We start from the raw sequence: 20,167 nt of genomic DNA, 5'->3' as shown, positions 1-20,167 counted from the left end.
CCTTAGCGTGTGTGGAAACAATTCGTACGGATGACGAAACTTTTCGTCGCCCGATTTGCCCGAGATTCCGGTACTCCTACCAAGACAGTGAGGTCAGCGTCATGCCACAGACACCCCCGCCCGGATTCGTCCGCACCGACGGGAGCCGATTCCTCGACGGATTCGGCGCACCCATCCGCTTCACGGGGGTCTGCGTCGGCGGCTGGCTGAACATGGAGAACTTCGTGACCGGCTACGGGGCGAACGAGTCCCTGATGCGCTCCGAGGTGCGCAAGGCGATCGGCGACGATCGCGCCGACCGGTTCTTCGAGCGTCTCCTGACGTCGTTCTATGGCGAATCCGATGCGCGATTCCTCGGCGAACTGGGGATGACGATCATCCGCATCCCGGTCAACTACCGGCACTTCGAGTCGGATGCCCGGCCGTTCGAGATTCTGCCGACCGCCTTCGACCACCTCGACCGCGCTATCGAGGCATCCGGAAGGCACGGCGTCTACTCCATCATCGATCTGCACGCTCTGCCGGGCAGCCAGAACCACCACTGGCACTCGGACAACGAGACGCACGTGCCCCACCTCTGGCAGCACCCGCACTTCCAGGATCGCGTGGAGAACATCTGGAAGGCGATCGCCGAGCACTACAAGGGCAACACCTGGGTTGCTGGCTACAACCTCATGAACGAGCCGGCCGACGAATCGCGTGCGGTCGTCGGCCCCCTGTACCGGCGACTGTTCGAGGCGGTGCGCACGATCGACCCGCACCACACGATCTTCCTCGACGGCAACACGTACTCCACAGAGTTCGACATGTTCGAAGCGGAGCCGTGGGAGAACACAGTCTACTCGCTGCACGACTACGTGGCTGCCGGCCTCGGAAGAGGCGGCGACTACCCCGGCTACACGGACGGCGTATGGATCGATCGCGACTACGCCTATCAGAAGTTCCTGCAGCGGTCCGAGTACGCCAGAGAGACGGGAACACCCATCATGGTCGGCGAGTTCGCGCCCATCTACACCGGCGACGAACGCAAAGACGCGATGCGCAGGCAGATCCTCGCCGATCAGCTCGAGATCTACCGGGAGAATGACGTGAGCTGGACGAGCTGGATGTACAAGGACGTCGGCCGTCAGGGCCTCGTGCGCGTCACCCCGGAGTCCCCGTACCGGAGACGCTTCGACCCGTTCATCGCCAAGAAGAACCGGCTCGCCGCAGACCAATGGGGAAGCGACCGTCTCGGCGGTGACGGGGTCCGCGAGGTCAGTCGGGCTGTGCAGGACCTGGTCGCTCGAGAGTTCCCGACCTTCAACCCCTACCCATGGGGGCGCTTCGACTGGGTCGCGACGCTGCTGAACAACCTGCTGTTCGCTCAGCCGCTCGCCGAGGAGTACGCGGAACTGCTGAAAGGCCTCGACGATCACGAACTCGACGCACTCGCCGACTCGTTCTCCTTCGAGCAGTGCGCCGTCGATGAGAACCTGCGGGATCAGCTCGTCGGTGGTCAGGATCCGCTCCCTGAACGGGCGGCCTGATCGTGCGCGCGGTGGTTCTGCGCCACGTGGGAACTGCTCCCGCGGTGGAGCAGGTGGAACTCGCCGATCCGAAGCGAGGCGAGATCGTCGTGCGCATCGAGGCCGCTGGCGTATGTCACAGCGACTACCACTACATGTCGGGCGATCTTGCGGCGCCACTGCCGCTGGTGCTGGGCCATGAGGGATCCGGCGTGGTCGAGAAGCTGGGTCCGGATGCCGGCGACGCGGGGGACGGGGAACTCGCGATCGGAGACCGCGTCGCATTGCTCTGGCGACCCAGGTGCGGAAGCTGCGACGCCTGTCTCTCGGGAAACCCCGCCCTGTGTGTGAAGGGCGGCGTGCAGGCATCCACGGGCGGACTGCCGGACGGAACGAGCCGCCTCTCGTTTCCCGATGGGACCGAGCTGCACCACCTGATGGGCGTCTCGTGCTTCGCCGAACGCGTCGTGGTGAGCGAGAGCGCCGTCGTGAAGGTGCCGGAGGGCGTGCCGCCCGAGGTGGCCGCCATCTCGGCGTGCGCGGTCGTGACGGGTGTGGGCGCCGTGCTCAACGTCGTGGAGCGGGCGGCCGGAGCCGGCCTGCTGGTCGTCGGTGCCGGCGGGGTCGGACTGTCCAGCGTGATGGGGGCGCGACTGGTCGGCGCGAATCCGATCATCGTCGCAGACGTGGATCCGGCCAAGCTCGACCTGGCCCTCGAGCTCGGGGCCACCCATGTCGTCGACAGCCGCCGCAGCGATCTCGTCGAGGAGGTCACGAGGATCACAGGAGGCACCGGTGTGCCGTGGACAGTCGAGGCAGTGGGCAGGCAGGCAACCCTCGAGCAGGCGTTCGAGTGCGTCGCCGCCGGCGGCACCCTCGTCGCTGTCGGGCTCGGAGCATCCGATGCACGCTTCACCGTTCCGCTCAACCGGCTGGTGCAGAAACAGAAGCGGGTCGTTGGCTCGCTCTACGGCTCCGCCAATCCTCCGATCGACCTGCCCCGCATCTTCTCCCTCTACCTGGAAGGGCGTCTGCCGCTGGACCGCCTCATCGGCGAACGGATGCCGCTCGCCGATGTCGGTCGCGCGTACGATGCGCTGATGAGTGGCTCGGTGGGCCGCAGCATCCTGGTGCCGTGACCGCGCCACGAGTCCCCGGTGCACCGCAAGTCCGCTGTCCCGCGCGTCCAATTGCGCGCAACTCGAACAAATTGTGCAGACTGGATGCTGCGTCTGCGCCGGAACCTGTCGGCGCGGCGCTTCGCACCGTGACGCCCAGAAGCGAAGGAGCTTGCCCATGACGCTGCGCAGCCAGGACTGGTATGGCGGCGAGGGCCGCGATCCATACATCCACCGCGCCTGGATGCGTCGCGGCATTCCCGCGGATGCCTTCAACGGCAAGCGCCCGCAGATCGCCATCGCGAACACGGCCGGCGACCTCGTGCCGTGCAACATGCACCTGAACGAGGTGGCGCAGTACGTGAAGAACGGGGTCTACGAGGCGGGCGGCATCCCGGTCGAGATCCCCGTCATGGGACTCGGCGAGACGCTCGTGAAGCCGACCGCGATGCTGTGGCGCAACCTCGCAGCGATGCAGGTCGAGGAGATGCTCCGCGCGAACCCGGTGGATGCCGTCGTGCTGCTCGGAGGATGCGACAAGACCATTCCGGCGCTGCTGATGGGCGCGGCATCCGTCGACATCCCGGCCGTCGTCGTGCCAGGCGGACCGATGCTGAACGGTCATTTCCGCGGTGCCCTGATGGGATGCGGAACGGGCGTATGGCAGCTCAGCGAGGAGGTGCGTGCCGGAACACTGAGCGAGGCGGAGTTCGAGCGCTCGGAGACCTCGATGATCCGTTCCAAGGGGCACTGCAACACGATGGGCACCGCCTCGACCATGGGCATCATGGCAGAGGCCTTGGGGATGACGATTCCCGGGCTCGCCGGAACCCCGGCCGCCGACTCGCGCCTGCTCGAGGCATCCCACGCCACCGGACGCCTCGCCGTCGAGCTCGTCGCCGAGAACCGCACGGTGTCGAAGGTGATCACGAAGGAGTCGTTCCACAACGCGATCGTCGCGCTGGCCGCAATCGGCGGCTCGACCAACGCGGTGGTGCATCTGCTGGCCATCGCGGGACGCCTCGGCATCGATCTCACCCTCGACGACTTCGACCGCATCGGTGCGAACGTGCCGCTGCTGGTGAACCTGCAGCCGGCCGGCGAATACCTGATGGAAGACCTGTTCCGCGCCGGCGGCGTGCTGGCCGTGTTCGACCAGGTGAAGGACCTCTTCGACCCGGCGGCACAGACCGTGATGGGTGCACCTCTGGTGGACTTCCTGGGCGCGCATCCCGTGTGGGACCGCGACGTCATCTCGCTGCGCGAGGATCCGCTGCTGGATGACGCCGGCATCGCCGTTCTGCGCGGCAACCTCGCCACCCGCGGAGCGATCATCAAGCCCGCCGCGGCGACGCCTGAGCTGCTCGTGCACCGGGGCAAGGCTGTCGTGTTCGACTCGATCGAGGACTTCCACGCTCGCATCGACGACCCCGACCTGGATGTCGACGCCGACTCCGTGCTCGTGCTGCGCGGCTGCGGGCCGAAGGGCTACCCCGGAATGCCCGAGGTCGCCAATCTCCCGCTCCCGCCGAAGCTGCTGAAGGAGGGCGTGCGCGACATGGTGCGCGTCTGCGACGGACGCATGTCGGGCACCGCGTACGGAACCGTCGTGCTGCACGTCTCCCCCGAAGCCGCGGCAGGCGGCACACTCGCGCTCGTGCGCGACGGCGACATCATCTCGCTGGATGTGCCGAACCGGCGCATCGAGGTCGAGCTCAGCGACGAGGAGCTCGCGCTGCGCAAGCCTCCGTTCCGGGAGACCGGCTCGTTCGCGAACGCCGACCGCGGCTGGCAGAAGCTGTACATCGAGCACGTGCAGGGCGCCGACACCGGCGCCGACCTCGACTTCCTCGTCGGCGCCAGCGGCGCCAAGGTGACGAGGGAGTCCCATTGACCGCTCCCTCGTGTTCATAACTCCTGCAAATCGGCTCACTGAGGATGTGCATCGCCGGTGCTGTCGCGGCGGGCGACCTCGGTGGCCGCGATCTTGCAGGAGTTATGCGCGACAGAGCCGCGAGAAGATGACGAGAGACGAGAGTCAGGAAGAGCAACGATGAATGACACGACGACGCGCGCGGCGCTTGCGCTGGCGCGGGTGCGCTCCAGCGACGAGGTGCTGTGGACGGTGCGCTCGGGCGACGCATATGCACCACTCGGCATGACGCTTTCCGAGCTCCTTCGGCTGTCGCGGGAGGATGCCCGGGCTGCAGTCGAGCGTGCATCCGCCGGCACAGGCATCCGCGTAGACGCCGTGCTCGCGCCGGTGGACCCCGCCCAGGAGGTGTGGGCCGCCGGCGTCACGTACCTGCGCAGCCGCGACGGCCGCATCGAGGAGGCCACCGACGGCGACCCGTACGACCGTGTCTATGTCGCCGAGCGGCCGGAGTTGTTCTTCAAGGCGACCGGCGCCCGTGTCGTGCCCGACGGCGACCCTGTCGGTGTGCGCGCGGACTCCACCTGGGACGTGCCGGAGCCCGAGCTCGGTCTCGTGCTCGACGCGCACGGCGAGATCTTCGGATACGTGCCGGGCAACGACGCATCCAGCCGGTCGATCGAGGGCGAGAACCTGCTCTACCTCCCGCAGGCGAAGGTCTACACCGCCTCCTGCGCGCTGGGAGCCGAGATCGTGCCCGCGTGGATCGCCGAGGCTCCCTTCGACATCGCCATGACCATCAGCCGGGAAGGCGAACCGGTGTTCGAGGGCACCACCTCGACGGATGCCATGGCCCGCACGCTGCCCGATCTCGCCGACTGGCTCTTCCGTGGCCTCGGCTTCCCGGACGGCGCCATCCTGCTCACCGGGACCGGGATCGTCCCGGGCGCCGACTTCACACTCACCCCCGGCGACGAGGTCGCGATCAGCATCGCGGGAGTCGGCACCCTCACCAACCCGGTCGTCCGCGTGGGGAGCTGAGCTCCCCTACCGGATCGCGCGTGATGGTCGAGGCGAGATCACTGCTGCCACCCACCGTCGACGACCCAGGTCTGGCCCGTGCACAGCCGTGAGTCCTCGGCGGCAAGCCACAGCACCATGCGCGCGACGTCGGCGGGATACAGCAGCTCGGGCAGCGCCTGCATGCGATGGATGTGCTGCTTCTCCTCCTCGCCGACCCATTTCTCCAGCTGCCTGGGCGTCATGATCCAGCCCGGAATGACGCAGTTCACCCGGATGCCTGCGCCGCCGAATTCCCTCGCCAGCGTCCTGGTCAGCCCCTCGATGCCTGCCTTGGCGGCGATGTAGACGGGCAGATCCCTGAGATCGATGTGGGCGCTGATCGAGCCGAGATTGATGATCGATCCGCCTCCGGCCTCCCGCATTCCGGGTACGACCGCCTGCGCCGCGAAGAAGTGGTGCCTGATGTTCACGGCCATCCGGTCGTCCCACAGGTCGACATCGACGTCTTCGACGCGATGCCGCGTGTCGTTCGCCGCGTTGTTGACCAGAACCGTCACCGGCCCGAATCGCTCGGCTGCGTCGGAGATGGATGCGACGAGCGACGGAATCTCCCGCACGTCGACGTGCCAGAAGTGCGGCTCCGGATCCCCGCGGTCGACGATCTCGGCGAGAAGGGATGCTGCCGAGGCGTCGTCGAGATCGACGAACGATACGTGGGCCCCCTGCGAGGCGAGCTGACTGACGAATTCCCGTCCTAGGCCTGAGGCACCGCCGCTGACGAACGCGTGCCGGCCACGCAACGACGGATAGCTCGCGAACCCGGCTGCCCGAGGCGACGCCTCGGACGGCTGAGTCCCGTTCGCAGCGACTTCTGCACGGTGGGGTGCCGAGTCGGACATCCTCGCTCCTTCACGACCTGCCTCGCCGTCCTCAAGTTTTCTCCTGTTGGGCGAAACTTCTCGTCCAGTCACAGTAGGACGCACTGGCGCACCGGTCAACCTGACCCGCGACGCAAGAAACTTTCGCGGCCGCAGCGCGTGACATACAGTGTGCTCATGTCCGATCGCGAGCCAGTCGAGTCCGCCCCCTCACGGGCGACGCTGGCTGAGGTGGCCGCTCTCGCACGGGTGTCGGTCGCCACAGTGTCCAAGGTGCTCAACGGCCGCAAGGGAGTGTCGGACGAGACCCGCAGCCGCGTCGAGGCCCTGCTCAACGACCGCAACTACAACCGCCGTTCGACCCCGCAGGGCACCGCCCCGCTGATCGAGGTGCTCTGCTTCGAGATCGACAGCCCGTTCGGCGCTGCCGCTATCGCCAGCATCGAGCGCGTCGCCAGGGAGCGGCAGATGGGCATGGTGGTCGCTGCCGCAGAGGAAGACCATCGACCCGGCCCAGCATGGGTTGACGGAGTGCTGCGCAGACAGCCCATCGGCGTCATCCTCGTGGCGTCGGAGCTCGACGCGAAAGACGCGCAGCGATTGCGGTCGCGAAGCATTCCCATGGTCATGGTGGACCCGTACGGCGCTCCCGCGTCAGATGCGCCGTCCATAGGCTCCGCCGACTGGAACGGCGGGTTCCTGGCGACGCAGCACCTCATCGACCTGGGTCACACGGACATCGCGATCATCACCGGGCCCGACAATCAGATGGCCTCCACGGCGCGCCTTTCGGGCTATCGGGCCGCACTGGATGCCGCGGGAATCGCGATGCGGTCCGAGTATGTCCGGGCCGGCCGGTTCCATCACCACGACGGCTATGTCGGAGGCACCGAGCTCCTCACCTCCGCCCACCCGCCGACCGCGATCTTCGCGTCATCCGATCTGCACGCTCTCGGCGTGTACGAAGCCGCCCGATCGCTCGGGGTCTCGATACCCGCAGATCTGTCTGTCGTCGGGTACGACGACCTGGCGATCGCGAAATGGGCCGGGCCGCCGCTCACGACGGTGCGTGTGCCGCTTTCCACCATGGCCGAGCAGGCCACCCACCTCGTCACGAGGCTCCGCGCCGAACCAGAACTGGCCTTCAGCCGCGTCGAGCTCGCCACGACGCTGGTGGTGCGCGAGAGCACGGCCGCGCCTCAGCGCTGATCCGAGCACGGATGCCTCAGCCGCGGGACCCGCGGTTCGTCCTTCGACGCTTCCCTCGGGCCGCGCCTCGCGTATCCGCGTTTCACGTGCGAAATGTTTCTATCTTGGCTGGAAATCTTGACACGAAGTTTCGCTCGGCATAACGTCGTCTGCACAGCGGAAGGCATCCGCCGCTGACGCAAGAACGACGGCGTCCACAGCGCGATCCCTCGGGATCAGGAACGACAGGCGCCGATCTTCTGCGAACGCCGGGACCGCACATTCTCCCGGCTCCCCATTCGGATACGACGCCGTACCCCAACCGAAGAGGATCACAATGCACTTGCCATTCCGATCGAAGAAGGCGCTGAGAGCAGCCGCAGTGGCAGCGATGGTGGGCATGACTGCCCTCGGTCTCACCGCGTGCAGCAGTGGCAGCAACCAGGGCTCGAGCGGCTCAGCCACCAAGGGAACGATCAACTGGTGGGGCTGGACACCCACCAACAGCCAAGAGGCGAAGGACTTCATCGCCCAGTTCAACAAGAAGTACCCGGACATCAAGGTCAACTTCAAACTGATCGACATCACGAGCTATGACGCGACCATCCGGGCCGCACTCGCCTCGAGCGCCGGTCCGGATCTGTTCGACCTTCAGCCCGGCGCTCGAGTGCAGCAGTTCGGGCCGTACGCGGAAGACATGACGCCGGTCGCCAAAGCCGCGCTCGGCTCCGACTGGAAGTCGAAGATCGCGCCCATCGCGATCAGCGGCATGACCCTCAAGGGCAAGCTGACCGCGCTGCCCGTCGGCTCCACCTATGCCGGAATGCTGTGGATCAATTCGCAGCTGTTCGACAAGTACGGCCTCAAACCGCCCACCACGTTGGACGAGTGGAAGAAGGACTGCCAGGTCTTCAAGCAGAACGGCGTCGGATGCTTCGTGCAGGGCGCCGCGCAGGAGGGCTTCGATCAGGACACCCTGCAGTCGATCGCCAACTCCATCCAGCCTGGGCTGTGGACGAAGGCATCGCAGGGTAAGGCCAAGTGGAACGACCCGGTGATCGTGAAGACGCTCGCGATCTGGAAGGACCTCTTCGACAGCGGCATCATGCAGGCCGGCGCGCTCGGCGCACAGCAATACCCGGACGCCAACAACCAGTTCCTCACCGGCAAGTACGCGATGATCATGATGGGCACCTGGTACACCCAGTACGCGACCGAGAATGCGATGAACGAGGCCATCTCGGCTGCCGGAGTCGCGGGAGCGAAAACCTTCCCCATCCTTCCCATCGCCTTCCCGGATGTCGCGGGCAAGGGCCACGTCAGCGAGATGTACGGCGATGCTGACTACGGGCTGGCCGTGGCATCCAAATCGAAGAATCGGGCAGCGGCCGAGACCTTCGCGAAGTGGATCGCGACTACGAAGGAGGGTCAGCAGGTCATCGCCAACCGGCTCGACACGCTGCCTACGCTCAAGGGCGTCAAGCCGGACTTCGCACAGATCAAGTTCGTCGACCCGAACCTGCAGAGCACTCCGGTCAACGACCTGCTGAAGAAGGTCGGGAGCGTGACCGAGCCGCGTGAGGCACTCCTGAGCGCCGACGTGCAGAATGCGATTCTCGCTGCCGCGCAGTCGGTGGCGGGCGGAAGCGCGAGTCCCCAGCAGGCTGCCGACACCCTCGAGAAGGCCGCACAGGCCGCCGCGAACCAGTGAGCGAGTTCACGATGGCCGCCGAGCAATCGGACCAAGGGCGCACCCCGTGACCGCCTCCGTCGTGCGTACGCAAGGCGCGCCTCGCTCCGCGGCGAAAGGCGACCGGTCTCCTCGTGGGACCGGTCGCCGGCGCCGCCGGCTCCAGGCGTCGGGACTGCCCTGGATTCTTCCTGCGCTCGTCCTCGGCATCGGACTCATTTACTACTGCATCGGCTACACCGGCTATATCTCGCTCTTGAACTGGGACGGCCTGAGCCCGGAACCCGAGTGGGTCGCGCTGCACAACTACGTGCGGATCTTCCAGGACCCGGTGTTCTGGAAGGCCGTCTCGCACACGATCGTGTTCTTCATCGTCACGTTCGGCTTGCAGACAGTGCTCGGGCTCGTGTTCGCCGTGATGATGCACTCGAAGATCAAGCTCGGCGTTCTCTACAAGGTGATCGTCTTCGTTCCCGTCGTGCTCGCACCGGCGATCACGGCGCCGGTGTTCCGGCAGCTCTTCGCGGCGAACGGCCAGTTCAACTGGCTGCTGGAACACATCGGCCTCGGCCTCCTGGCTCAGCCGTGGATCGGACAGGAGAGCACGGCGCTTCCGGTGATCATGGTGATCACGATCTGGCAGTGGACGGGCCTCACTTTCGTTCTCTATTTCGCGGCCATGAGTCAGATCGACCAGTCGATGATCGAGGCAGCGCGCATCGACGGTGCCGGCAACCTCCGAACGCTGATCAGCATCATCTGGCCCAGCGTGCGCGGCACAACGGTCGCGCTGGCCATCCTCAGCGCCATCGGCGCCCTGAAGACCTTCGACGTGCCATGGCTCGTGACCGTCGCGGGGCCGAACAACGCCACGCAGTTCCTCGGCACGTACATCTACCAGACAACGATTCAGCTCGCGCACGCGGGATACGGCGCCGCGCTCTCGGTCATCCTGCTCGTCGTCGCTCTCGGCATGGCGATCATCTTCCAGACGGCCGGGCGTGAGCGCAGCGAGAAGAGCACGATCAGGAAGGGCGCCCGCTGATGTTCGAAGTCAGGAGCTGGTGGGGCAAGGCACTGCTGCAACTGGCGGCGACGGTTTTCGTTCTGCCGTTCCTCTTCCCGCTGATCGTCATGGTTCAGGGCTCGTTCGCCGGTGCCGGCTGGGGCAACTACTCCGCCGTGCTCGGCGTGCCCGGGTTCTTCCGATTCTTTCTGAACAGCGCCATCATCGCCATCGGAGTCATCGTGCTCGTCTACGCGGTCACGATGCTGGCGTCGTACGGGTTCGCCAAGCTGCACATCCGGGCGCGCGAGGTGTACTTCTGGATGCTCCTGGTCTGCCTCACCCTGCCCGAGGTCGTGTTGCTCACCCCGCTCTTCTCCACGGCGCAGCAGCTCGGCCTCTACAACACGTACCTGTCGGTCATCCTGCCCCTTGCCGCGTTGCAGGTGCCGTTCGCGGTTCTTCTCACCCGCAACTTCATCAACGGGCTGCCCGACGAGATGTTCGAGGCTGCTCGGGTCGACGGGGCCAACTCGTTCCGGGGATTCCTGTACCTCGTGATCCCGCTCACGCGTCCGATCGCGGCTGCAGTGCTCATCTTCACCCTCATCGGCGCCTGGAACGACTACCTCATGCCGCTCGTGTTCCTGCAGTCGCAGAACATGCAGACGATCACCCTGGTTCCGCAGTTCTTCGTCGGGGAGTTCAGCAACGACCAGACGAAGGTGCTCGCATCGGCCGTGCTCACCGCCATTCCCGAGATCGTCGCCTACCTCTGCCTTCAGGGCTTGTTCGAGCGCGGCCTGTCGGCGGGAGCGATCAAGTAGCCCGACAGGGGCGACGCCTCCACACTGTCGCGCCGCTTACACCCCTTTCAACCCACATCAGAGAGGACGGCCTCGTGCCACTCATTCAGGTAGACCTCGCCCGCGAACTGTTCGACGCGTCGCACGACGCGATCGGCGCCGCGATCCACCAAGCGCAGATCGAGGCGCTCGGCATCCCCGCCGACGACCGGTTCCAGGTCTTCCGGCCGCACGGGCCCGAGGAGCTGAAATTCGACCCGACATACAACGGCGTGGATCGCCGGTCGCTGCTGCTGATCCACGTGACGGCCGTTCACATGTATCCGGTCGCCACGAAGCAAGCGTTCTTCCGCGCGGTGGTCGAGAAGCTCGAGCCTCTCGGCATCCGTCGTGAAGACGTGCTCATCTGCCTCGCCGAGAACGGCTTCGAGGACTGGTGGGCCGGGCGCTGATCGCTTCGCGGTCCTTCGTTCGGCTCGTCCCGCATCTTCCAGAGAGGAAACCACTGTGCTCCAGCACGACAACGCACCGCTGAGCGTGCTCTTCATCGGCGGAACCGGCACCATCAGCGCCTCGTGCGTTCGACTGGCCTCGGCCACGGGCATGCGGGTCACCGTGTTGAATCGCGGTGCCAACCGAGCGCAGCGGGAGTTGCCGGCATCCGTCGAGCACCTCGCCGCCGACGTGACCGACGAACACGCTGTCGCCTCCGCGATCGGCGAGCGCCGGTTCGACTCGGTCGTCAACTTTCTGTCCTACGACGAGAACGACGTGCAGCGGATGCTTCGGCTCTTCTCCGGCCGGATCGGCCAGTACGTGCACATCAGCTCCGCCTCGATCTACTCGAAACCCGTGCGGCAGGTACCCATCACGGAGTCGACGCCGACGGGTCCGAACCCTCCGCTGCCCTACGCGACCGCCAAATGGCGGGCGGAAGGTGCGCTGTTCGACGCGCATCGGGCATCCGGGTTCCCGGTGACCGTCGTGCGGCCCTCGCACACCTACGACGACCAGAACCCGCCGCTGCCGGGGGGCTGGGCGGTTTTCGATCGGCTCGCCAGGGGTGAGGAGGTGCCCGTGCACGGCGATGGCACCTCGCTGTGGACCCTCACTCATGCCGAGGACTTCGCGCAGGGCCTCGTCGGCCTGCTGGGCAACTCGCGCACGATCGGCGAGGTGTTCAACATCACGGGCCATGACGTCTACACGTGGGATCAGATCTACGGCATCGTCGCGCGGGCGCTCGGCACGGAGCCTCGACTCGTCCACGTTCCGAGCGAGTTCTATCCCGTGATCGCTCCGGAATGGTTCTGGTCGGGCGAGATGGTCGGCGACCTCGGGCATTCGGCGGTCTTCGACACGACGAAGATCCGCCGCTTCGTGCCCGGGTATGCCCCCAAGCTCACGTTCGAAAGGTCTGTCGCGCGCATGGTCGGCTGGCGCACCGAGCATCCGATGCTCGCACGCGGCGACGATGAGACGGATGCCGTGCTCGATCGTCTCGTCGCGGCCTATCATTCTGCGCGTACCGCTGTCGCGGAGTACGCCCCGGCCGCACAGCCGGCCGTGCCCCGCGAAGCAGCCGCGACCGACGCAGAGACTGCAGGAAGCCTTCGATGACGCTGAAGACGACGCCACTGGGCGCTGGCGGCGTGCAGGTCACCGAACTGTGCTTCGGGACGAGCCCGCTCGCGAGTATGGCCCGACTGTACGGCTACGACGTGGACGAGCGGCGAGCGGTCGACACGGTGCTGGCCGTGCTCGACAGCCCCATCCGCTTCATCGACACCTCGAACGGTTACGGCGAGGACGGCACGGCGGAGCGCAGGATCGGAGCGGCGATCCGGGAGTACGGCGGGCTCCCCCGCGATGTGGTCCTGGCCACGAAGATCGATCCCGACCCGGCGACCGGTGATTTCTCGGGCGCGAGGGTGCGGGCATCCTTGCACGAAAGCCTCGAACGTCTGGGCATCGACGCCGTGCCGTTGCTGCACCTGCACGATCCGGAGCGGATCGCTTTCGAGCAGGGCGTGGCAGACGACGGACCGGTGGCCGCACTCGCCGACCTCAAGCGCGAAGGCGTTGTCGAGCAGATCGGTGTGGCGGGAGGCCCCGTCGAGCTTCTCGCACGGTATCTCGACACGGGGCTCTTCGACGTGGTCCTGAGCCACAACAGGCACACGTTGCTCGACCGTTCGGCGGACACACTCTTCCAAGCCGCTCGCGCACGTGGGATCGGCGTCCTCAACGCTGCACCCTTCGGCGGCGGGATGCTCGCCAAGGGACCGGCCGTGCAGCCCAAGTACGGCTACGGCGACCGCGACGACCGCATCGCCAGCGCTGCGACGGCGATGCAGGATGCCTGTGCTCGCCATGGCGTGCCCCTCGCCGCCGCCGCGTTGCAGTTCTCCCTCCGCTCCCCACTCGTCGATTCGACCGTCGTCGGGATCTCGACGCCGGAGCGTGTCGAGCAGACGCTTGAGTACGCCGCGGTGGAGATCCCGCAGGAATTGTGGGATGAGCTGGAGCAGCTAACGCCCGCACCCGAGCTCTGGCTGCACTGAAACCCCGGCTCCTCCGCTGGACGACCGATCCGCTGTGGCTGTCTCGCGACCGTCGACCACGACCGTCCACGATTTCCGCTCTACGACGAGTCCGCAAGGTACCAGCGGCACAGCCGGTTGCAGGGCCACCGACCTATGCTGAGCCCCATGCAGAGCGCTACCACCGCGCCTAGCGCGGCCACGACGCCGCGCGCCGCTGCACCACGCGGGCGCATCCTGTACGCGATCGCTGCGGGGTGCGGAGTCGTGGCCGCGCTCGCCGCATGGGGCGTCGCGGAGGTGCTTGCGGTGTTCGTGGGCGCCGCATCCAGTCCGCTGTTCGCGGTCGGGTCGTGGGTCATCGACCTCACACCCGGATGGTTCAAAGACCTCGTCATCGGCCTGTTCGGCACCGGCGACAAGGTGTTCCTCTTCGTCTGCCTCGGCATTCTCGTCGTGGTGCTGGCGGGCCTCGCGGGCATCCTCGAGCTGATCAGGCGTCCGTTCGGGGTGCTTCTGCTTGGTTTCATCGGCCTCGTCGCCCTGATCGCGGTCATGACCCGAGCGGATGCCACCTACTGGTGGCTCCTTCCCACGGTCGCAGGCACGCTGGTCGGTGTCTACGTGCTGGTTCGTGCGGTCGATCGACTGCGCGAGTGGGCAGCCGCGTCCGAACCATCGCGCGTGCCCAGCAGCGCTCCCGAGCGCACGCGCCGGTCGTTCCTTGCGTTCGGAATCGGCGTCGGCGCCGTCGCGCTCGTCGCCGGCGTTGTCGCGCGCACGATCAACGCGGGAAGCGTGGCGATCGCCTCCGCTCGTTCGCTCGTGCACCTGCCGAAGCCGGTGATGCCTGCCCCGCCGGTGCCAGCGGGCGCCGACCTTCACCTCAGCGGGCTCACCCCCTACATCACCCCGAGCACCGACTTCTACCGCATCGACACCGCGCTGCAGGTGCCGGCTGTCGATCCGGACACGTGGAAGCTCACGATCGACGGCATGATCGGCAACCCGATCACGCTCTCGTTCTCGCAGCTGCTCGCGCTCCCTCTCGAGGAACACGCGATCACGCTGGCATGCGTCTCCAACGACGTCGGCGGCGACCTGGTCGGCAACGCGGTCTGGCTCGGGTATCCGGTGCGCAAGCTGCTGGCGCAGGCGAAGCCACGGGCATCCGCCGACATGGTGCTGTCGCGCAGCGTGGACGGATTCGCCGCGGGTACGCCGCTCAGCGTGCTCACCGACACCGGAACGGATGCCCTCATCGCGGTCGGCATGAACGGTTCGCCTCTGCCGCTCGAGCACGGGTTCCCGGTGCGGATGGTCGTGCCCGGCCTGTACAGATACGTCTCGGCGACGAAGTGGTTGAGCCGGCTCACGGTCACGCGCTTCGATCAGGCCCAAGGCTACTGGACCGACAAGGGCTGGTCGGCGAAGGGGCCGATCAAGACGGCATCGCGCATCGACCGCCCGCGGGACGGCGCTTCGATTCCGGCGGGGCGGTACGCCGTGGCGGGCGTCGCATGGGACCAGCACACGGGCATCCGTTCCGTCGAGGTGCGCGTCGACAACGGACCGTGGCAACAGGCGCGGCTGGCCGACACCGTCTCGGCCGACACCTGGCGGCAGTGGGTGTGGGAGTGGGATGCCACACGCGGCAACCACCAGCTGCAGGTGCGGGCGACGAACGCGGACGGGTACACGCAGACATCCGCGGTGGCGCCGCCCGCACCGAACGGCGCCACCGGTTGGCACACCATCTCGGTGACGGTGCGGTAGGTGTTGGCGGTATCCCCGTTCGGGTCGCAGTTTCTGTCGGCATCGCCGGCACATGAGGACAGAAACTGCGACCTGAACGACGGGGTAAACAGTGCGAGAATGGCCCAGGAAACGTTTTCTCGGGCGACGATGGCACGACATCGAAGCGATGCGGATCACAAGGAGAAACCATGAGCGAAACGACGACGGAAGCCCCTGCGAGCGCAGACCTCGACGCTGCGATGGCCGGCGCAGTGGGGGCGGCGCCCGTTCTCGCGGCGTCGACACCTGCGGAGCGCGCGACGTGGATGCAGGCGATCGCCGATGCTCTGGATGCCGATACCGCCACGCTCGTTCCGCTTGCGATGCGGGAGAGCCACCTCCTCGAGCAGCGACTCAAGGGCGAACTCGTGCGCACGACCTTCCAGTTGCGCCTGTTCGCCGAGCTGCTGGAACGCGGCGCCTATCTCGAGGCCACGATTGACCATGCTGACCCGGACTGGGGCATGGGCCCGCGTCCCGATCTGCGCCGCATGCTGCGCCCGCTCGGTCCGGCCGCGGTCTTCGCGGCGAGCAACTTCCCGTTCGCGTTCTCCGTGGCAGGCGGCGACACGGCGGCCGCGATCGCGGCAGGATGCCCGGTCATCGTCAAGGCGCATTCGGCTCACCCGGAGCTGTCGCGCGCGGTCGCGGCGCACGTGAGCGGCGCGCTGAAGGCATCCGGTGCTCCCGAGGGCGCGTTCGCGCTGGTGGAAGGACGCCAGGTCGGCCGCGACCTCGTGCTGCATCCGGATCTCACCGTGGCGACCTTCACCGGTTCGCTGCACGGCGGACGCGCCCTGTTCGACCTCGCCGCGTCGCGGCCGACGCCGATCCCGTTCTACGGGGAGCTCGGCAGCGTGAACCCGGTCTTCGTCACTGCAGCGGCCGCAGCCGAACGAGCGGATGCGATAGCCATCGGATTCGCCGGCTCGATGACGCTCGGCGTCGGCCAGTTCTGCACGAAACCGGGCGTGCTGCTCGTGCCGCGCGACGCGGGGCTCGAGAACCTCGTCGTCGAGGCCGTGAAGACGACGTCGGGCGGCGAGATGCTCGATGCGAAGATCCGCGACGGATTCTTCGACAGCCTCGACCCGCTCGCCGGCCGCGACGACGTCGCCCTCCTCGTCGGCGACCCGAGTCACGCTGAGGTGCCGACACCCACCGTGTACGGCACCGATGCCGCCACCCTGCTCGCCTACCCCACCGAGCTGCTCGAGGAGCACTTCGGTCCCGCTGCCCTGCTCGTGCGCTACGACTCACCGGCCGAGGCGCTAGCTATCGCCGACGTGCTCGAGGGCCAGCTGACCGCGACGGTGCAGGGCGCCGACGACGACGCGGATGCCGCAGCCCTCGTCGCGGCCCTCGCCGACAAGGCCGGCCGCGTGCTCTACAACGGCTGGCCCACCGGCGTCTCGGTGACGTACGCCCAGCAGCACGGCGGACCGTACCCGGCGACCACGGCGCCGCACTTCACGTCGGTCGGCACAGCATCCATCGCCCGGTTCCTGCGCCCCGTCGCGTACCAGGACGTGCCCGACGCCGCGCTGCCGCCCGCACTGCAGAACGACAACCCGTGGCACCTGCCGCGCACGGTGGACGGCGAATACACCCCTGCCTGAATTCGTTCACGTCGCGCAGCCGGCCCTTATGGCGCACCCTAAAGGGCCAGCTGCGCGGCTTGAGCGGGAGGGCGTCCTACGGCGCGACGAAGCGGCCGTCTGCCGCATCCTGCGGCGCCTGCTCCTTCAGCTTGAAGTGCTGCTTCTTGCCGGTGGCGGTGTAGGGCAGCTCAGTGACGAAGGCGTACCTCCGCGGACGCTTGTAGTCGGCGAGCGCGACGCTCGCACGCAGGTACGCGTCCAGGTCGCGCGCAGCCTCTGAGGCATCCGTCAGCTTGCCCTCGCGCGGCTGCACATAGGCCACGACGAGCTCCCCCCACTCGGAATCGGGCAGTCCGACGACGATGGAGTCGGCGACGCCCTCGTGGCCGGCGAGCACCTCTTCGACCTGCACCGGATGCACGTTCTCGCCGCCCGAGATGATCATGTCGTCTTTGCGTCCGACGATGGTGACGATCTCGTCCTCGTTCCACGTGGCGAGGTCGCCCGGATACACCCAGCCGCCGCGGAACTTCTCCGCCTGCTCCTCCTCGTTGCCGAGGTAGGCGTATCCGCTCTTCGTCGAGCGCATGATCACCTCGCCGATCTCCTGGCCGTCCTTCTCGGCCTGCTCGTCGGGAGCGGCGATGCGGTCGGCGAACACCTTCACCACGGCGACGTCGTCGTCGAGGCAGGCGCGGCCGGCGGCACCGGCGGCATCCGGCAGGTCGTCCGGCCGTAGGTAGGTGTTCCAGAACGCCTCGGTCGTGCCGTACCCGTTCGCGATGCGCGGCGTCAGCACGCGCTGGTAGCGCAGGGCGGCGGCCCGGTCGAGCGGGGCACCCATCGTGACGATGCCGTGCAGCGACGTGAGGTCGCGGGGCTGAGCCTCCTGGGCATCCGCGAGGCGTTCCAGGTTGGTGGGCGCGCCGATCACGTAGGTGAGCTTGTAGTGCTGGATGCCGTCCAGCACCACCTGCGGATCGAACCGCGGCAGGGTCACCACCTCCGCACCCACGTAGAACGCCGTGTTCGGGCCTGCGCAGTAGTTGCCGCCGCGGTGGAACCAGGGCGACATGTTCATCGTCTTGTCCGTCGGCGCCAGCGGGAAGTGCATGATCACGTCGTGCGCGGTGAGTACCTCGTTGAGGCTCGTCAGCGGCACGGCCTTGGGCATGCCGGTGGTGCCGGAGGTGTAGAGGCGGGATGTCTCGTCCCACGTCGACGCATCGGCCGGCGCGCGGAAGCTGGGTGCAGCATCCGCCAGCAGCTCCTCGAAGCGCACCGCGCCGGGGAGCAGCTCACCATCGCCGACTCCGGCGAGGATGCGCGGGCTGTGCGACGACAGCTCGAGCGCGCTGCGCACGTTCGCCGTGTCGTCGATGTCGTACACGAACACGGTCGGGGTCTGTGCCGAGAGGATGTGCGCGGTCTCGGCCGGCGCGAGCCGGAAGTTCATCGGCGAGCTGACGGCACGCAGCCCCTGCGCCGCGATGTAGAGGAACGCGAACTCGGGCACGTTCATCAGCTGGTACGCGACGATGTCTCCCACGCCGACCCCACGGGAACGCAGGCCCTCAACCAGGCGCCCGGTCACCTCGCCGAGCTGTTCGTAGGTCCAGGATCGGCCGGACTGCGGGTCGGTCAGGGCCGGCCGGTGCGCGTAGCGGTGGGTGTTGCGCTCGAATGCGGCCGCCCAGGTGAAGTGGTTCTCGAACACCCGGCGGAACTCACTCGGGTCGTACTCGGTGTTGCGGGTGCTCGCGCCGGTGCCGGCACTCTGGCTCTTCGCGTCGTCCTGGCTCTTCGCGTCGTCCTGGCTCTTCGCGTCATCCTGGCCGACGAGGTCTTCTACCGTCATGGCAGCCTCTTCTCTACTCGGGTCGTCGTGCACCCCGTGACGCCTCTTCGCGCCGGGTGTGCACCGTTGAATCCGACCGTAGTACGGCGGTTGCCTCCGGTACCGGCGAATAGTTGGCGCTTCATGCCGCTATTCGGCGCTGCAACGGCAACACGGGTCCACAATCCGGCGTCGTACGCTGTAACGGCTATGCAGACCCCGGCAGCAGACATCCAGGTGGACGAAGCACTCGTGCGCGCGCTCCTGGCCGAGCAGCACCCGGACCTCCAGGGCGATCTCCGGCTCGTGTCGAACGGCTGGGACAACGCGATCTACCGCCTCGGCGACGACCTCGCCGTGCGCATCCCCAGGCGCAATGTGGCCGCTCACCTCCTCGAGCACGAGCAGCGGTGGCTCCCGGTGCTCGCGCCGCAGCTGACCGTGCCTGGCCCCGTGCCGGTGCGCGTCGGCGTGCCGAGTGCGCTGTTCCGCTGGCCGTGGAGCGTCGTGCGCTGGGTCGAGGGCATCGACGGGGCGGATGTCGCGGCGTCCGACCGTACGCCCCTCGCGGTTCCGCTCGCCCGCTTCGTCGCCGCTCTGCACACGCCGGCGCCGCGCACGCCGGACGGGCTCTTGCATCCGGATGTTCCGCTCAACCCGGTGCGCGGCATCCCGCTCGCCTCGCGCGATCGCGTCGTGCGCGAGCGGTTCTGGGAGTTGCGGCGCCTGTGGGACATCACCGCGCTCGGCGAGCTCTGGGACGAGTCGCTGGCCGCACCGCCCTGGCGTGGTGCGCCGATCTGGCTGCACGGCGACCTGCATCCGGGGAACCTGGTTCTGGATGCCCGCCCCGGCCACCCCGCATCCCTCGCCGCCGTGCTCGACTTCGGCGACCTCACCGCCGGCGACCCGGCCACGGACCTCGCGGCGGCATGGCTCACGTTCCTGCCGGAGGCCCGCGCGGTGTTCCGCGCGGTGGTCGCCGATGGTTCGCATCCCGAGGCCGGCGCGACGGATGCCGCAACCTGGCTCCGCGCCCGCGGCTGGGCGCTCATCATGGGGACCGCGCTCGCGGTGTCGTCCGACGACAACCCGCGTATGCGCTCCCTCGCCACGCACGCGCTCGCCCAGCTGCTGGCGGAGTCCTACCAGCGCTGACGCCACGCCCACGGGGGATCGGTCGCCGCCGTCCCCGTCGCGAGACTAGGCGTTTGAGCCGACACTGGGCGCACTGCGCGTAGTGTCGGCGCAAACACCTAGTACGAGTGGACGGCTGGCCTCACTGGACGGCTGACCTCA

16 protein-coding genes are annotated in these 20,167 nt (G+C 67.5%); 14 read left to right on the top strand and 2 right to left on the bottom strand.

Annotation, left to right across the window (positions count from 1 at the left end):
* The first annotated feature begins 101 nt into the window (after positions 1-101).
* The 4 genes from ACYVI5_RS00475 (at position 102) to ACYVI5_RS00460 (ending at position 5,540) form a co-directional block, all read left to right on the top strand.
* Positions 102-1,529, top strand: a complete 1,428-nt coding sequence (locus ACYVI5_RS00475; protein WP_460578535.1) for a glycoside hydrolase family 5 protein — start codon at positions 102-104, stop codon at positions 1,527-1,529.
* A 26-nt stretch (positions 1,530-1,555) separates the two neighbouring features.
* The gene (locus tag ACYVI5_RS00470; protein ID WP_460578534.1) at positions 1,556-2,647 is read left to right on the top strand and encodes a zinc-binding dehydrogenase; all 1,092 of its coding nucleotides are present in this window, start codon (positions 1,556-1,558) and stop codon (positions 2,645-2,647) included.
* A gap of 157 nt (positions 2,648-2,804) precedes the next feature.
* Positions 2,805-4,520: an IlvD/Edd family dehydratase gene (locus ACYVI5_RS00465; protein WP_460578533.1), complete on the top strand. Its 1,716-nt coding sequence runs from the start codon at positions 2,805-2,807 to the stop codon at positions 4,518-4,520.
* Positions 4,521-4,679: 159 nt separating this feature from the next.
* Complete coding sequence (locus tag ACYVI5_RS00460; RefSeq protein ID WP_460578532.1) at positions 4,680-5,540, top strand: fumarylacetoacetate hydrolase family protein; 861 nt, start codon at positions 4,680-4,682, stop codon at positions 5,538-5,540.
* Between the two features lie 38 nt (positions 5,541-5,578).
* Here the strand turns inward: ACYVI5_RS00460 and ACYVI5_RS00455 are convergent, their stop codons facing one another.
* Positions 5,579-6,421 (bottom strand): SDR family NAD(P)-dependent oxidoreductase, encoded by an 843-nt coding sequence (locus tag ACYVI5_RS00455; protein ID WP_460578531.1) that lies wholly within the window; start codon positions 6,419-6,421, stop codon positions 5,579-5,581.
* A gap of 156 nt (positions 6,422-6,577) precedes the next feature.
* Here ACYVI5_RS00455 and ACYVI5_RS00450 point away from each other — a divergent pair, with 156 nt between their 5' ends.
* From ACYVI5_RS00450 to ACYVI5_RS00410, 9 genes are all read left to right on the top strand, one after another.
* Positions 6,578-7,609, top strand: a complete 1,032-nt coding sequence (locus ACYVI5_RS00450; RefSeq protein WP_460578530.1) for a LacI family DNA-binding transcriptional regulator — start codon at positions 6,578-6,580, stop codon at positions 7,607-7,609.
* 316 nt (positions 7,610-7,925) lie between these two features.
* Positions 7,926-9,299: an ABC transporter substrate-binding protein gene (locus ACYVI5_RS00445; protein WP_460578529.1), complete on the top strand. Its 1,374-nt coding sequence runs from the start codon at positions 7,926-7,928 to the stop codon at positions 9,297-9,299.
* 46 nt (positions 9,300-9,345) lie between these two features.
* Complete coding sequence (locus ACYVI5_RS00440; RefSeq protein ID WP_460578528.1) at positions 9,346-10,323, top strand: carbohydrate ABC transporter permease; 978 nt, start codon at positions 9,346-9,348, stop codon at positions 10,321-10,323.
* Entirely contained in the window at positions 10,323-11,111 is a 789-nt protein-coding gene (locus ACYVI5_RS00435; protein ID WP_460533029.1) for a carbohydrate ABC transporter permease, read from the top strand. The genes ACYVI5_RS00440 and ACYVI5_RS00435 overlap by 1 nt, the downstream gene beginning before the upstream one ends.
* Before the next feature lie 74 nt (positions 11,112-11,185).
* Entirely contained in the window at positions 11,186-11,542 is a 357-nt protein-coding gene (locus ACYVI5_RS00430) for a tautomerase family protein (RefSeq protein WP_460533032.1), read from the top strand.
* A gap of 55 nt (positions 11,543-11,597) precedes the next feature.
* Positions 11,598-12,710 (top strand): Rossmann-fold NAD(P)-binding domain-containing protein, encoded by a 1,113-nt coding sequence (locus ACYVI5_RS00425; RefSeq protein ID WP_460578527.1) that lies wholly within the window; start codon positions 11,598-11,600, stop codon positions 12,708-12,710.
* The gene (locus ACYVI5_RS00420; RefSeq protein ID WP_460578526.1) at positions 12,707-13,654 is read left to right on the top strand and encodes an aldo/keto reductase; all 948 of its coding nucleotides are present in this window, start codon (positions 12,707-12,709) and stop codon (positions 13,652-13,654) included. The genes ACYVI5_RS00425 and ACYVI5_RS00420 overlap by 4 nt, the downstream gene beginning before the upstream one ends.
* A 147-nt stretch (positions 13,655-13,801) precedes the next feature.
* Complete coding sequence (locus tag ACYVI5_RS00415; protein ID WP_460578525.1) at positions 13,802-15,409, top strand: molybdopterin-dependent oxidoreductase; 1,608 nt, start codon at positions 13,802-13,804, stop codon at positions 15,407-15,409.
* A 170-nt stretch (positions 15,410-15,579) separates the two neighbouring features.
* A complete protein-coding gene (locus ACYVI5_RS00410) occupies positions 15,580-17,049 on the top strand; it encodes an aldehyde dehydrogenase (NADP(+)) (RefSeq protein ID WP_460578524.1) in 1,470 nt (489 codons plus the stop codon).
* 76 nt (positions 17,050-17,125) lie between these two features.
* Here the strand turns inward: ACYVI5_RS00410 and ACYVI5_RS00405 are convergent, their stop codons facing one another.
* Positions 17,126-18,889, bottom strand: coding sequence for a class I adenylate-forming enzyme family protein (locus ACYVI5_RS00405; protein ID WP_460578523.1), 1,764 nt, complete (start codon positions 18,887-18,889; stop codon positions 17,126-17,128).
* 189 nt (positions 18,890-19,078) lie between these two features.
* Between ACYVI5_RS00405 and ACYVI5_RS00400 the strand changes: the two genes are divergently transcribed.
* Positions 19,079-20,026: an aminoglycoside phosphotransferase family protein gene (locus ACYVI5_RS00400; RefSeq protein ID WP_460578522.1), complete on the top strand. Its 948-nt coding sequence runs from the start codon at positions 19,079-19,081 to the stop codon at positions 20,024-20,026.
* Positions 20,027-20,167 lie beyond the last annotated feature (141 nt).

It is taken from the genome of Humibacter ginsengisoli (genome assembly GCF_054780095.1).
The sequence above is the reverse complement of the archived record's forward strand: the minus strand, read 5'-3'. Positions and strand labels throughout refer to the sequence as shown.